11 protein-coding genes and 1 riboswitch are annotated in these 13,612 nt (G+C 63.2%); of the genes, 2 read left to right on the top strand and 9 right to left on the bottom strand.

What is annotated here, in order from left to right; translation table 11 throughout:
• Positions 1-396: 396 nt before the first annotated feature.
• From KF886_18230 to KF886_18190, 9 genes are all read right to left on the bottom strand, one after another.
• A complete protein-coding gene (locus tag KF886_18230) occupies positions 397-1,947 on the bottom strand; it encodes an FAD-dependent oxidoreductase (GenBank protein MBX3179297.1) in 1,551 nt (516 codons plus the stop codon).
• Positions 1,944-2,423 (bottom strand): YaiI/YqxD family protein, encoded by a 480-nt coding sequence (locus KF886_18225; GenBank protein ID MBX3179296.1) that lies wholly within the window; start codon positions 2,421-2,423, stop codon positions 1,944-1,946. Before KF886_18225 ends, KF886_18230 begins: the two co-directional genes overlap by 4 nt.
• 61 nt (positions 2,424-2,484) lie before the next feature.
• Positions 2,485-2,697: a DUF2283 domain-containing protein gene (locus tag KF886_18220; protein ID MBX3179295.1), complete on the bottom strand. Its 213-nt coding sequence runs from the start codon at positions 2,695-2,697 to the stop codon at positions 2,485-2,487.
• Positions 2,694-2,909 (bottom strand): DUF4258 domain-containing protein, encoded by a 216-nt coding sequence (locus KF886_18215; protein ID MBX3179294.1) that lies wholly within the window; start codon positions 2,907-2,909, stop codon positions 2,694-2,696. Before KF886_18215 ends, KF886_18220 begins: the two co-directional genes overlap by 4 nt.
• Positions 2,910-2,966: 57 nt before the next feature.
• Positions 2,967-4,979, bottom strand: coding sequence for a right-handed parallel beta-helix repeat-containing protein (locus tag KF886_18210; protein MBX3179293.1), 2,013 nt, complete (start codon positions 4,977-4,979; stop codon positions 2,967-2,969).
• 108 nt (positions 4,980-5,087) lie between these two features.
• Positions 5,088-5,981 carry a type II secretion system protein gene (locus tag KF886_18205; GenBank protein ID MBX3179292.1) on the bottom strand — a complete coding sequence of 298 codons (894 nt, stop codon included), beginning with the start codon at positions 5,979-5,981 and terminating at the stop codon, positions 5,088-5,090.
• A gap of 75 nt (positions 5,982-6,056) precedes the next feature.
• The gene (locus KF886_18200; GenBank protein MBX3179291.1) at positions 6,057-7,046 is read right to left on the bottom strand and encodes a PEP-CTERM sorting domain-containing protein; all 990 of its coding nucleotides are present in this window, start codon (positions 7,044-7,046) and stop codon (positions 6,057-6,059) included.
• A gap of 545 nt (positions 7,047-7,591) precedes the next feature.
• Positions 7,592-7,894: riboswitch (cobalamin riboswitch) on the bottom strand.
• 187 nt (positions 7,895-8,081) lie between these two features.
• Entirely contained in the window at positions 8,082-8,735 is a 654-nt protein-coding gene (locus KF886_18195; GenBank protein ID MBX3179290.1) for a hypothetical protein, read from the bottom strand.
• Positions 8,736-9,067: 332 nt separating this feature from the next.
• Entirely contained in the window at positions 9,068-10,867 is a 1,800-nt protein-coding gene (locus KF886_18190; protein ID MBX3179289.1) for a metallophosphoesterase family protein, read from the bottom strand.
• A 219-nt stretch (positions 10,868-11,086) separates the two neighbouring features.
• Here KF886_18190 and KF886_18185 point away from each other — a divergent pair, with 219 nt between their 5' ends.
• Both KF886_18185 and KF886_18180 read left to right on the top strand, forming a co-directional pair.
• Entirely contained in the window at positions 11,087-12,361 is a 1,275-nt protein-coding gene (locus KF886_18185; GenBank protein ID MBX3179288.1) for a hypothetical protein, read from the top strand.
• Positions 12,358-13,602: a hypothetical protein gene (locus KF886_18180; protein ID MBX3179287.1), complete on the top strand. Its 1,245-nt coding sequence runs from the start codon at positions 12,358-12,360 to the stop codon at positions 13,600-13,602. The genes KF886_18185 and KF886_18180 overlap by 4 nt, the downstream gene beginning before the upstream one ends.
• The last annotated feature ends 10 nt before the right edge of the window (positions 13,603-13,612 follow it).

Below are 13,612 nucleotides of genomic sequence, written 5' to 3'. Positions count from 1 at the left end.
AATGCCAACGATCCAAAACGCGCCCTTTATAACATTGTGCCTCACGGGTGCAGCCACCCGCGAGCTGGAGGTAGGCTTGGGCGCTTTCGCGGCTGGGGTGGATCTTTTTGCGGGAGGCAATGCCCTCGGGATTGGCTGCTACGGCCTATCATGACGCGTTGCGTCACTCGTTAAGGATAAAAGCCGGTTGCGTTGCAACCGGTACACAGCCGGGACGGCTGTGCCACGTTCTTTGCGCGCTTCACCTTGGTTCTCAAGAGTACCTTTGAGGGAATGTGGCACAGGCGTCCCGCCTGTGTTTTTTCGGAGCAGCCACCCGCGAGCTGGGGGTAGGCTTGGACGCTTTCGCGGCTGGGGTGTAACTTGTCGCGGGAGGCAGACCCCTTGGCAGTCCCCTCACGGGTTCCAGGCGAGAACTTGTCCGTCCGCCAGCAGGCGCTCCTGTAGATTCTTCACGTCGATGTCCTGCACGGCGACGCCGGCCTCGATGGCGTGAACAGCGGCGGTGGCGGCGGATTGGCCGAGGATCATGAAGACGGGTTCCATGCGGATGGAGCCGTAGGCCATGTGGGAAGCGGACAGGGCCACGGGCACGAGGAGGTTGGTGCAGTCCTGCTTCATCGGGCGGATGGAGCGGTAGGCGATGGGGTAGGGCGGGAAGCCGCCGACTTCCACGTCCCCTTCGTTAAGGACGCGTCCGTCCTTGACATAGCGCTGCACGTGGTGGGAGTCCATGGTATAGGCCGCCAGGCTTATGGAATCTTCGACGGTCCGATCGCCGAAGCAATTGTGATCGGTCATGACGTAGTCGGAGATCATGCGCCGGGCCTCGCGGATGTAGAGCTGGTGGGGCCAGCCGCCGTAGTCCTGGAATTCGTCCTTCGGGAGGCCCCACTGGGACATTTCCTTGCGGACGTGTTCGGGGACGCGCGGGTCGTTCACGAGGAACCACATGAGTCCCTGCTGGTAGTCCTTGTGCTCCTGGATGATGCGTTCGCGCGTGGCGTAGTCGCCGTTGGGGTAGTCGTAATTCCCGCCGATGAAGTCCGTCGCGAAGGCGCCCTTGTTGTTGGTGTCGGTCTTCATGTTCGGCATGTCCTTGGAGAGGTTCATGACGGTCCAATGGCCGGCGTGGAGGTAGCGGAGGAGCAGTTCGTAGTTCAGCGGGTCGTAGTTGACCGGCTTGGGGAAGGGCATGCGGTTGTCGGGGTCGTTGGTGAGGCACATGCGGAAGCAGTAGGCCTGGACGCGGTGGTCGCCGGTCCCGTCCGCCGGTGGGACTTCCGCCTGCACGTAGGGCAGCAGGCCGCTGGACGGGTCGCCGGGGACGACGTAGGGATCGATGGGGACCTCGAACTGGTGGTAGATCGCGTGTTTGGTCTGCACGCCGTTGAGGGTTTCGCCGTAGGTGGCGTTTGATTCGCGGCCGACGTGGTAGGGGACGCCGGCCAGGGCCATGAGGTCGCCTTCGTAGGTGGCGTCGATGAAGGTTTTACCGTGGTATTGTTTGCCGCTTTCCATCCGTATCGAAACGATGGCGCCGTTTTTCTTTTCGACGCCCTTCTCCAGATCGAGGCGCTCGCCGTGGACCACGGGCACGCCGGCTTCGGCGATCATTTCGTTGAATGTTTTCTCGGCGACGTGCGGCTCGAAGGTCCAGTTTTCCTCGTTCCCGTAGTGCTTGCCGAGGCGCTTGTAGAACTCGCGCGAGATTCCGCCGATGGCCGCCTTGTTGCCGATGTCCGTGGCGCCCAGACCGCCGCTGCTCAGGCCGCCGAGGTGGGGGCTGGGCTCAATGAGGATGGCGGTCTTGCCCATGCGCGCGGTCTGGACGGCGGCGGCGACGCCACCGGAGGTTCCGCCGTAGACGACGACGTCGTAGACGGTCTGTGCGGTGGCGGGAAGCGATAGGAACAGGGCCAGGGCGATGGATACGGCAAACTTCATGGGCTTTTTCTCTCCTTGGCGCTTCGCAGCGCGGCGTTTACTTCACGGTCGAGGGCCTGCAGGAAGCGGGAGCGGTCCTGCGGGCCAAAGGGCGCCGGGCCGCCGGTCATGACGCCATACTCGCGCAGGCCCGAGGCGATTTCGCGGTTGGCCATGACCTCGCCGATGGATTCAACGCTGAACGGCTTCCCCTTGTGGCCGAGCACCCGCGCGCCCTTTTTCAGGCAGCGGTCGGCCAGAGGGATGTCGATAGCGATAACAATATCATCCGGGGCACAGCGATCGGCAATCCAGTCGTCCGCCTCGTCGAATCCCTGGCCCACGATTTCGAGGTGGATGGCGGGGTCGTCCGGGGTGTGCATCCACTTGTTGGCGACGAGGGTCACGCCGAGGCCGTAGCGGCGCGCGACCCGGTAGGTTTCGTCCTTGACGGGGCAGCCGTCGGCGTCGATGTAGATGTGGGGGGAATCGAACATGGGTATGCTGCGGGAGTATTGTAGAAACTATTAGCGGGATAGGAACCAGAAGGTGGCGGACCTAACCCGCCAGCGGGATGCGCTCGAAAAGCAGCCGCTGAATATCCGCGTCGGGCGCGCACCGCGACAGATGCAGCATCTCAATGCCCACGGCATGGCCCGCCGCATCGAAATCCACAACAATGCCGGGCGCGACCTCTTGGGAGGTCGCCGCCGCGGCCTCGCTGAGGCTCAGATACAACGCATCTGCCTCGTGGTCAATCGTAAGCTTCACGACCGGGTGCTCCTTCGATCAAAGTATGCGGTCACAACGAGCAGGTATCCACCACTTGGCCTAACAATAACACGAAGTACACGGTTATCAAAATCGGCGATGCGGCCGAGGTGGTGCTCCAGAGTGGGATCGGCGGAATCCGTTTCTGTCCTCTCGGGCTCACGCAGGACCCGCTCCACCCACGCGACCGCGATTTCGCGCTTCTCCAGCATATCCGCTGCGTGGCGTGTCAGACGATAATCCAAGCCATGCGCCCTTTCGATCCGGGTTTAGTTTTCTCGGTCTGGGAGGGTAGTCCGCAGATCGTCCTTGTAGAGGCCGATCTTCTCGAAAGGGATCTCCTCAAAGCCGAGGCCCCGTGCGGGAGACTCGGGTTTGAGGCGGTAATCGCCGTTCTCCGGGTCGACAAACATGGGATCGGCGTCGGCCAGGTTGTCCTTGTATTCGATGTAGGGGTCGGCCTTGTCCTCGACATCCTTCCAGCCTTCGCCGACGAAAATATTACGCGCCACAAGATTCCCGACGGGGGCCTTGGGCTCGTTTTCGAGGATGTTGACGAGCTTCGGGTAGCGCTCGGAGTAGGGCGGCTTTTTGTACGCGATTCCGGAGATGGTCCCTTTTTCGGCGGCCTCCGCGATCCAGTCGTCCGCGTGCTGGTGCGCCCAGCCCAAGGCCCGCGCATCAATGTGCAATGCCTTCGTACAGTTGATGAAGATGTTGTTTTCGACGGTGCAGTCGCGCCCGCCGCCGATAAAGGCCGCGCGGTAGACATTGCGGAAGAGGTTGCCATAGATTTCGGCGGACGAGAACATGTCGTCGAGGTAAACGCCGACGGAGCCGTGGTCCCGGAAGCCGTTGATGTTGTAGAGGTGGTTGTAGCGGATGACATGGCCGCGCATGGTCCAGTTGCGGCCGGTGTAGAGGGCGCCGGCGTCGTTGGACTCCAGGCAGACGTCGTGGATTTCGTTGTATTCGATGAGGTGGTCGTTTCCGCCGAAGCCGATGGCCATGTGGGGCGCGTCGTGGATGTAGTTGTGCGCGACACGGTTGCCGACGCCCTGCACGTGTATGCCCGCGTTGTAGACGCGGTAGACCTCGGCGAAGTGGTGGATGTGGTTGTTGATGGCGAAATGCCCCGCGGGTTCGAGCGTATTACGGTCGCCCCCGCTGATGCTGATTCCGGCGGCGCCCATGCCGTGGATGTTGCAGGCCTGCACGCCGTGATCGCGTCCGCCGCTGACGGAGATCGCACTGCCGCCGCCGTTGCGGATCGTCAGGGCGTTCAGGCGCACGCCTTCGCCCTCCCGCACGATGGCGGCGGTATTGCGCATGCCTTCGAGGGTGAAGCCCTGGAAAGTCACGTGGGACGCGCCTTCGAGGACGATGAGATTGGGGAGTAGCGTGAGCATGATTTCGGCGCCGGTGGGGTCCGAAGGCGGCCAGAAGTAGAGCAGGCCGGCTTCGCGGTCGAGGAACCACTCGCCGGGCCGGTCCAACTCGGCGAGAAGGTTGTAGGCGTAGTACCACTGGCCCTTGCGGTAGCCGTAGTTGTGGTAGGGCTCTTGAACGGTGATGGTCTTGTTCTCGGTGTCGATGGCCGCGATAGGCTGGCGCTCGTCGGACCAGTCCCAGAACCAGTAGCCGTGGAGCCAGGGGTCGGGCTCATCGAGCCAGCGGGCAGGGCGTTCGTCTTCGTAGGTGAATCTCCCCACGAGGCTGCCCGGGATGCCGTGGATCTTGTGGCCATCATCCACAACGATGTCCGCGATATTCACGAAGCCCTCGTTGGGCCAGCGGGAGAGGGTCATGCGTTTGCCGTTGAAGAAGAGTTCGAGGCCGCCACCCTTCGGGGAGCCGTAGTCCGTTATGCCCAGGGCCTTCAGGTCGAGCTGGAGCACGTGATCGCGCGCCGCGTCGTCGATGCGAGCGAGCACGGCGGGATCGGCCACCGGCGCAAAGCCGGATACGAGTCGTCCGCCCAACAGGCGCGCGGGGGTGGCGGGATCCGCGATATACCGGATCGGGGCGTCGGCCGTGCCGGAATCCTCGCCGCCCAGCGTCAGCGGTTCGCTGAGGAGGTAGTCTCCGCCGTGGACACGCACTTCGGCGCCGTCGGGGAGGACGCCGGCATCTCGCGACGCGCGGATGGCGTCCCGCGCCTGGGCCAGGGTGGTGAGGGCGCCGTCCGCCCCCTCGGGATGCACGTGGAATACGAGGGGGGCGGCGGTAGCCAGGCCGGAAACGGCGGGGGCAAGAATGAGTAGACAGGCGATACGAAACATCGGGTGGTCTCCTTCGTACAGAACCAGTTGGGTCGTGGGCGCAGCATAGCATGCCGGAGCTGCCGCAGTTAACCTGGCCCGTGAAGTAGAGCCGCCCCGCACCTTCTGTCAACGGAAAGAGCCGGAACGATATCCCGTGAAGAAAAGTTGGTTATCCCTCGGCCCGAACCATCCGAGGCCGTGGCGGTAGTTGTTCGCATCCGGATAGCCAATATCTCCCACACTGTGGGCCCAACCCCAGCGCTCGCTGGAGATGTGCCCGTCACACCAGAGCACGTTGACCCGGAAATTGTGCCTGAAGTGCATGCCGGGGTCGGCCCTGTTGGGGTGGAGCGCCAGCGACGGGTCGCCCGTCGGGTTTTCGGGGGACGCGAAATAGGGCGGCCACAGCTCCCCATACTCGATGATATAGCCCACCTGCGCGATGGCGGCGTCGGCAAACATAATGGTGCGGCCCGGCTCGGCGATGCGCGACGCCATGGCCCCCTCGGTATAGGCCCGAATGTCCGTGTAGTCGTAGCGGTGGAAGCTGCCGCCGACATAGGCGATGTTGTAACCGTAGCCGCCGGCCCCGGAGTCAAAAGCATTGGGGGCCTCGCCGTTGCGCCGGTACTCGTAGAACTCCGGACATTCCTTCACGCGCCCGTCCAGAAGATACTCCGCCAGCGCCCCCCGCTGCGGATCGTAGTCCGAGTAGGGGCCGAAAGGCCCCAGTTTCTCGCGCACGCCGTGCCAGCGCGTGACGTTCTCGCCGCCGGGCAACATGTCCGGCGCGGCCGCGACATAGCGGCCGTGGTGCTCCTGCGCATACATGGTGTTCGCCAGGTACAACTGGCGCAGGTTGCTTACACACCGGATCGAGCGCGCGCCGCCTCTCGCCTTCGATAGTGCGGGCAAGAGTAAGGTGGCCAGAATGGCAATGATCCCGATCGACACGAGCAGCTCGACCAAGGTGAAACCGGCGCGCCGGCGGGAAGTATGGTTGGAAATTCGCACGGACATGGCTCACTTTCTCCAGTGCCAGGGCCGCCCGCCGCGACGAAAAGTCGCCGCGGGCGGCCGATTGCAGGATGTCCCCTAATTCCCCGAGCGGGCCCGCCGCGCCAGGAAAGCCGCGCCCATAGCGAGCAGCGTGAGGGTTGCGGGCTCGGGAACTGGCGCCGACGACCGGGCCGCGTTCAGCACGCCGATAGCTTCGAGATCGGCCCCGCCGCTGCCCCAGGTAACCCAGGCGTCGTAAATCGCATTGCCGTAGGCGTCCAGGAAATTCCCGCTGCCTGGAATGTCGATCAGGCGCACATAGCCGATATTGTTCAGATCGACGCGACCGTCGAGCACGAGGCTGTGGGAGCTCAGCGTCGCCAGGTCGAAGGGCGTGCCCCAGCTCTGGCCGTAGGCATTGGCGTGCTTCCCCGCCAGGTTGTAGTAGCCCGTGGGGTCGAAGCTGCCGTAGGCGCCGACGGGCGAATCCTGGAGGGCGTGGGAATCGAATCGCGCGAAGTCGACGCCGTTGGACGATACTTCGACATAGGCCAACTCCCCGAAGAGCATGCCCTCGACCGAACCGGTTTCCGGTATGGTGAAGTTGGAAAAGAAACCGTTTTCGAAGATGGCGAAATCGGCCCCGGCCCCGTTGCCGATGCCCGATTCGAACGTCAGCGTGATCTGCCCCGGACCGGGATTGTTCTCCGGATCGGCGAGCCACGCGTCGATCTGCGACTGGTTCAGATCGCCCAGGGACACGATATCGAAGTTATCGCCTGTTACCGGTCCGAGGAACCGCTCCGGCGTCTGAAAGCCGGCCGATACGCCCGGCGCGGGCAGATAGTCGAGGTAGCCCGTGGCCCACGCCACAAAAGCCGGATTCACGTAGTTGTTGTTGGTTACCCGCCCGTCGCCGTCGGGGCCGACAAAGCCGGGGATCGGTTCGTCGAACGGATTGGGGTCGTTGGGGTTTCCCACGCCGCCCGAATACGGGCCTATCGAGGTCGCCCCCGCAGGGAACGCGGTTCCCAGAAGGGCCAGAAGGGTCAGGGAGGCCGTCAGAAAAGTACTTTTTTTTATCATTAGCTGCAATGCTCCAATACTCACGACCGATAGTACGCGAGTGGAAAAAGGTTAAACGGGCGCTTGTCGCGGCGGCGCGGCCCGCAAAATGCGCCGCAATTGTGCCCGTTCAAGGCGCCGACGAACCGATCACTCCTTTCCGCGCCAGCGGGATGGAGGCCGGCGCTGCGGGCCCGGCGATGCGGGGTGACCGGATGGCGGGTCTGGCGATGGGGGTACGGCGCGCCGCACCGCCACGGCCGATGACGTGACGGAACAGTTCGCTATACTCCGGTCGGGCCCTACCCGCGAGGATCCGGTTCCGCATCGACCTGGCGATGAAGAACCCCGCAGACACCCCGTGTGGGGGGGCTGCGGAAACCAATTGTTCGGGGGGGCCGGATGGAGCCGCGGCGACAGGGAATTGATCGGGGAGGGCGAAGTGAGCTGCAAGATTACCCTTTGCCTCGGAGTCACGGCACGAAGTCGTGATGCGCCCGGGGCACGGATCCGCAACGCCACAACAGCCTTTCCCGCGAAGGCCTTATCGCAGCCGGCACCTATAATCGGCACCTCCATCCACGGGCAGGTCTTCGGACTCTCAGGCGGGCCACGATGTGTTTCGTGGATCTCTACTGGCCGTCGCTTCCCGGCCCTGTCGGGCCAGTGCTTTCCCTGAGCGATGCGCTCATCGGACGGCGGTCGTTCCTGAATACCGCTGCGGGGCAGTCCCGGATTCTCACGCCAGTCAACGCCGGAGAGGCTCCGGTGTTGAGGCCGCACGATCAGCAGACGCCGTGTGCGCGGGTTCCCATTTCATCTGTCGCCGGCTTTGGGGCCGGAACAGAACCAGTGAACTAACTCGTGGAGTCTAGCATGAACTGCGGGAAACAAACAAGCTGAAAATCCGAGGGCCATAGCCCGGCTGTGGGTCCGGGGCGGATTCTCGGTGGCGGTCGAATCCGGAGACCGCGATCAGATGCGACCGCGAGATGACCCGCGGCTCGCACTTCGCCGACCGGCCGCGAGGCGGTAGCGCGCGGGGCGCATGCGTTCCTATTCGGGCGCGGATAGCACTCGCGCGGGCGGCTTGGCGCTGTAGGTAATCGTTATTTCGTTGCTCTTCAAACTCAGTTTGGGGACCTGGGCCAGCAGCCGGTCAATTTCCCTCTTCCCCTTCAATACCCCCATGAACCCGTACCAGCTCTTATTCCCTGCACTGGTATCATAGGTCACCGCAATGGTGTAGGTTCCGGGCGCATTGAACAGGCGCTCGCGGGGGGCCACCCACGCGGCCGCGACGTCGAGACTTCCGCCCTTTTCCACCCTTACAAAATCGCCCGGCTGGATATTATTGGTGTTGCCGCACCTCCCGAGCATCTCGGGGGGCGGCGCGTCTTGCGGACGCGTTACCGTAAATCGAACGGCCGGGTACCGTCCCATATCGGAGCCGTCCAGGGCGGGCACTAGCAGGACCTCTTTGCCGGATTTGTTGGTCACTATCGCGGACAGACGGGGGGGCTCCCCCACCCGGTATTCGGCCTTGTCCGCGGAGAGCTTCAGTTCGAAGTCTCCGGGCTTGGCCTCCTCACGCTTCGCCGCCGCATGGGCAAGTTGGGAAAGGAAGAGCATGATGGCGAACAGCGCCATAATCGCGACCGGGGCGAAGAGGAATAAAATGGACGCTGGGGCGGTGCTTCGAAAGTTCATGGCGTCGGTCTCCTTGGCAATTGCCAGTGTAACACAGCGAGGTGTACGTCAACGCAAGAAAATGTCCCGGCCGAAACTGAGACGGGCCAGATTTACGGGAGCGGTCGAGTACTTCAATTGAGGTTTAGTATTGCTGGGTTAACGTAAGGCGTTAAGACTGGAAGGGAAAATCCAAACGCAGGAACACCATGCCAGAAGCGATAGCTTATCGGCGGTAGGCAAGTTCGCGACTGGGTCGTATCTCTGGAGGCGGCGCCAGCGTAAGATCAGACACAACAAAGGCGCAACAACCGAGTTGCGCCCTTGAAATGACAAGATTGGATATTCTGGAATTACTTCTCAATGACGAACTCGTCGCGGAGGTTGCCTTCGATGTCGTAGGCCTTGTAGCTGAGCTTGTTGCCGTCGATGCGGAGGTCGAGCACCTGGTACATGGAGAGGTTCGTCAGGCCCACCTCGGTGTAGTCGAATTCGCCCTGGTCGTAGAACTTCGCGCCGGAATTGGAGACGATGTAGATGGTGCCTTCGGCGGGGGAGTCCACTTTCTTGCCGCCGCGCATCGGCCAGGTGCGCAGGTAGGCGTGGTCATGGCCTTGCAGCGCGAGATCGACATGGTACTTGTCGAAGAGGGCGCCCCACAACTCGCGCACTTCGAGGTTGTCCCGCCGGGGGCCGGAAGAGTAGGCGGGGTGGTGGTAGATGGCGAATTTCCAGGTGGCGTCGGAGTTTTTGAGTTGCTCTTCGATCCACTCCACCTGGTCGGCCGGCGCGACATTCGAGTCCAGCACGAGGAAGAGGGCGTTGCTGTACGTGAAGCTGTAGACCCGCTCGGGCGTCACGCCCTCCGGCCCGTTCTTTGGCAGGTCGAACAGCGAAAGATACATCCACGGGCCCATGTCGCCCTGGTCTTCGTGGTTGCCGATGGCGGGCACGAGCTGCTTATTGTTGTACACGCCATCGGCGTTGAAGAAGAAGTGATCCCAGTCGTCGCGCTGGTTGCCGCGGTTGACCAGGTCGCCCGCCATGACGTAGAAGGCGGCGTCGGGCTCGGCGGCGTGCGCGCCGCGAACGACCTTGCCCCAGGTGTCGAGGCCGTTCTGGGCGTCGCCCATGTAGATGAACTTGAAGGGCGTGGTCTTGTCGGGGGCCGTTGTGAACTCGCTGGGAAGGACCCAGCCGGCGGGCGTGCCGTCGCCGACGACGTACTCGTAGGTGGTGGAAGCTTCGAGGCCGACCAGGTTCACGGAGAAACGGTGGCAGACGGGGTCATTGAGGGTGTTGTGGTTTTCGAGGACCGACATCTGCGCGGCCACGGTAATCCACGGATCGGCGACTTCCGCGCCGGGGGTCTTCTTCACGCGGTAGCGGACGACGCCCTGGCTCACTTCGGTGCTCGTGCGCCACTGGATGGCCTGCGTGGTGCGGGGATCGCTTGCCCAGGTAAGGGTGATCTGGTCCGGCGTCGCCGTGGCCGGGTACATGGTCGTGTTGTACACGCTGGTGAGGCGTGCGGAGCGGCGGGCGTTTTCGTTGCCGCGCAGGAGGACCTGTCCCTTGAGGGCCCGGGGAACCTCGGTGATGGCGTTGTTGTTCCAGCTGATGTAGGTCCGCGCGCCGGGCTCGAAGACGCCGGCCGTGTGCTGGCCGGGGTAGATGTCGCTCAGTTCCACCTTGTCGCCCGCGTTTTTCGGCACGATGGCGGCGAAGTAGTGGTTTCCGTCGCCGCTGAGCGAATTTACGCCGAGCCCGACTTCGCCCGCGGGGAAGTCCTTACGCCAGACTTCGAAGGGGCCGCCGCTGGTCTTGACGGTGTCGGCGGTTTTCTCAAAACCGCGCTCCCCCAGCCAGAAGACGACCTCCTCCTGCGAGGCCTCGCGGCAGAGGTAGACGGTAACGGGGACATTCACGCGAAAGGTGATGTGGTGGGCGCCCAGGGTTTCGCGCTCATCGGGCGTGAGCGCCTCATGGACCTGGTCGACAGTGATGGACTTCAGGGCTTCGGGGTCCATCGTTTGCTGGAAGCGCTCGATAATTCCGGCGACGGCGTCGTGTATGGACGGGTGGTTGCCGACGTGGGCGTTCGCCAGGCCGGTTATGAGCAGGAGGCCGAGCAGGAGGGAAAGGCGGTGCATGCGAATTCCTTTCGTGAGAGAACACTAGATTGCTACAAGGCAGGTATGGATTCGAGACCGGGGCGGACTTCCGGCGCCGGGTTTGGGCCGGACTGCCGCCGGCCGCCAATCCGGGCATTGTAGCGCGGCGATCCGGGATTCGCAAGGGCTTGGCCGGGAGGGGAATGGCGTGGTATGGTTGCCCGATTATCGTTTGGTTCCAAGATGGAGAGAATAGTGATGAAACATATCGCGCGTGTAAACCGAATGGGCGCCGTGCTGGGCGTACTGCTTGCGGGGATGCTGCCTTCGGGCGCCCAGATCCCGGAGACCGGCGAGAAGATACAGTGTATTGTTCCCATTCGCGCCATCACGAGCGGGAAGGCGCACTGGTTCGGCTATTACGACAAGGAACAGTTCGATCCGTCGGACCGCTATGTGCTTGCGATGGAGGTGGGCTTTGAGGACCGGTCGCCGACGGTGGACGACGCGATCGTCATCGGCATGGTGGACACGGCGGAGGGGGATACGTGGATCCCGCTCGGGGAAAGCACTGCGTGGGGATGGCAGCAGGGGTGCATGCTTCAGTGGATACCGGGGTCGGACTCGGAGATCATCTACAACACGATCGAGGGCGATCGGCATGTGGCGGTGATCCTGGATGTGTTTACGCGGGAGAAGCGGGTGTTGCCCCGCCCGATCTATACGCTGAGCCCGGATGGCAAGCGCGCGCTGAGCGTCAATTTTACGCGGATCCAGGATACGCGCCCGGGCTACGGCTACGCGGGCGGGGTGGATCCGGTTGCGGATCAGCTCGCGCCGGAAGGGGACGGGATCTGGTCGGTCGATCTGGCGAGCGGCGAATCGACGCTGCTATTTTCGTATGCCGATATTGCCGCGATCCCGCAGGAGAAGGCGCCGTCCGGAAAGCACTGGTTCAACCACCTGCTCTACAACACGGACGGGAGCCGCTTCATTTTTCTCCACCGCGCGCACAACGAGCTGGACGTGAAAAACCGCTGGACCACGCGGATGTTTACGGCGGACTCGGGCGGTGGCGGCCTGCACATTGTGGCGGATCACGGGATGGTGAGCCATTTCATCTGGCGCGACCCGGCGCATATTCTGGCGTGGAGCCGGGAGCCGGACACGGGCGACGCGTACTATCTGTACCGGGACCAGAGCGAGGAGAAGGAGATCGTCGGGGCGGAGGTTTTCACGCGCGACGGGCACTGCACGTATTCGCCGGACCGCAAGTGGATGCTTACGGACACGTATCCGGACAAGAACAACCTGCACCACCTGTACCTGTACAACCTGGAGGACAAGCGCTTCATCGAGTTGGCGCAGATCTACCGGCCCAAGCCGAGCGACAACGAATGGCGTTGCGATCTTCACCCTGGCTGGAGCCGCGACGGAAGGACGGTCGCCATTGACGCGATGTACCTGGACGGCAAGCGGCAGGTGCACTTGCTCGATGTGAGTGAATATACGGATCCGGAGGGCTCGCGATGAGGACGGCTTGTATTATCGTATTGCTGGCGGGGTTCGCTTTTCCGCTTCGCGCCGGGACGCAAATCCCGGAGACGGGCGCACGGTCGGAATGTATTGTGCCCATCCGCGCCGTCACCTCCGGCAAAGCCCACTGGTTCGGCTATTACGACAAGGAGCAGTTCGATCCGTCGGGCCGCTATCTGTTGGCCATGCAGGTGGGCTTCGAAGACCGCACGCCCAACCCCGACGACGCCATCCAACTGGGTATGGTGGACCTGGAGGACGGCGATCACTGGATCCCCCTGGGCGAAAGCCGTGCCTGGAGCTGGCAGCAGGGCTGCATGCTTCAATGGCTGCCGGGCAGCGACTCGGAGGTGATCTACAACGACCGCGACGGCGAGGCATTCGTCTCGTATATCCAGGATGTGTTCAGCGGCGAGCGCCGAAAACTTCCGCGGGCGATCTATTGCGTGAGCCCGGACGGGAAGTGGGGCCTGAGCGTGAACTTCGCGCGGATACAGGACACGCGCCCGGGCTACGGCTACCACGGCGGAGTGGACCCGCTTGCAGAGCAGTTTGCGCCGGAGGGCGACGGCATCTGGCGCATGAACCTGGAGACGGGCGAATCCGAGTTGCTTTTTTCCTACGCGCAGGCGGCGGCGATCCCACAGGAGGCGAAGCCGGCGGGCAAGCACTGGTTTAACCACCTGCTTTACAACATGGACGGAAGCCGGTATACGTTTCTGCATCGCGTGCACAACGAGCCGGGATCGACAGCGCGCACGACGCGGATGTTTACGGCGGACGCGAATGGCGGAAACCTCCACGTGGTGGCCGACCACGGGATGGTGAGCCACTTCATCTGGCGGGATCCGGAGCATATTCTGGCGTGGTCGCGCGAGCCGGACATTGGCGACCGCTTCATCCTGTACCGGGATCAGTCCGACGCGATGACGGTGATCGGCGATGGGGTGCTGGCGCGCGACGGGCACTGCACGTACTCGCCGGACCGGAAATGGATTCTTTCCGACACCTACCCGGACAAGAACAAGATGCAGCACTTGTATCTTTATCGCGTGAGCGACGGGAAGCGGGTGGACCTGGGCCAGTTCTACCGACCGAAGCCGAGCGAAAACGAGTGGCGCTGCGACCTTCACCCCGCGTGGAGCCGCGACGGGCGCACGATCGCGATCGACTCCATGCACGAGGGGGATACGCGGCAGGTGTATGTGCTGGATGTGAGCGAGTATACCGCGCCATAGGGGCGGGAGC

The organism is Candidatus Hydrogenedentota bacterium, from assembly GCA_019637335.1.
GTDB lineage: Bacteria > Hydrogenedentota > Hydrogenedentia > Hydrogenedentales > JAEUWI01 > JAEUWI01.
Note: the sequence above shows the minus strand (reverse complement) of the source record. Positions and strands in the feature narration are given on the sequence as shown.

Bases quoted from the DNA above. Each gene is read 5' to 3' on its own strand.
- KF886_18210 (MBX3179293.1), bottom strand. From the start codon at position 4,979: ATGTTTCGTATCGCCTGTCTACTCATTCTTGCCCCCGCCGTTTCCGGC.
- KF886_18185 (MBX3179288.1), top strand. From the start codon at position 11,087: ATGAAACATATCGCGCGTGTAAACCGAATGGGCGCCGTGCTGGGCGTA.
- KF886_18180 (MBX3179287.1), top strand. From the start codon at position 12,358: ATGAGGACGGCTTGTATTATCGTATTGCTGGCGGGGTTCGCTTTTCCG.
- KF886_18225 (MBX3179296.1), bottom strand. From the start codon at position 2,423: ATGTTCGATTCCCCCCACATCTACATCGACGCCGACGGCTGCCCCGTC.
- KF886_18215 (MBX3179294.1), bottom strand. From the start codon at position 2,909: ATGCTGGAGAAGCGCGAAATCGCGGTCGCGTGGGTGGAGCGGGTCCTG.
- KF886_18230 (MBX3179297.1), bottom strand. From the start codon at position 1,947: ATGAAGTTTGCCGTATCCATCGCCCTGGCCCTGTTCCTATCGCTTCCC.
- KF886_18190 (MBX3179289.1), bottom strand. From the start codon at position 10,867: ATGCACCGCCTTTCCCTCCTGCTCGGCCTCCTGCTCATAACCGGCCTG.
- KF886_18200 (MBX3179291.1), bottom strand. From the start codon at position 7,046: ATGATAAAAAAAAGTACTTTTCTGACGGCCTCCCTGACCCTTCTGGCC.
- KF886_18205 (MBX3179292.1), bottom strand. From the start codon at position 5,981: ATGTCCGTGCGAATTTCCAACCATACTTCCCGCCGGCGCGCCGGTTTC.
- KF886_18195 (MBX3179290.1), bottom strand. From the start codon at position 8,735: ATGAACTTTCGAAGCACCGCCCCAGCGTCCATTTTATTCCTCTTCGCC.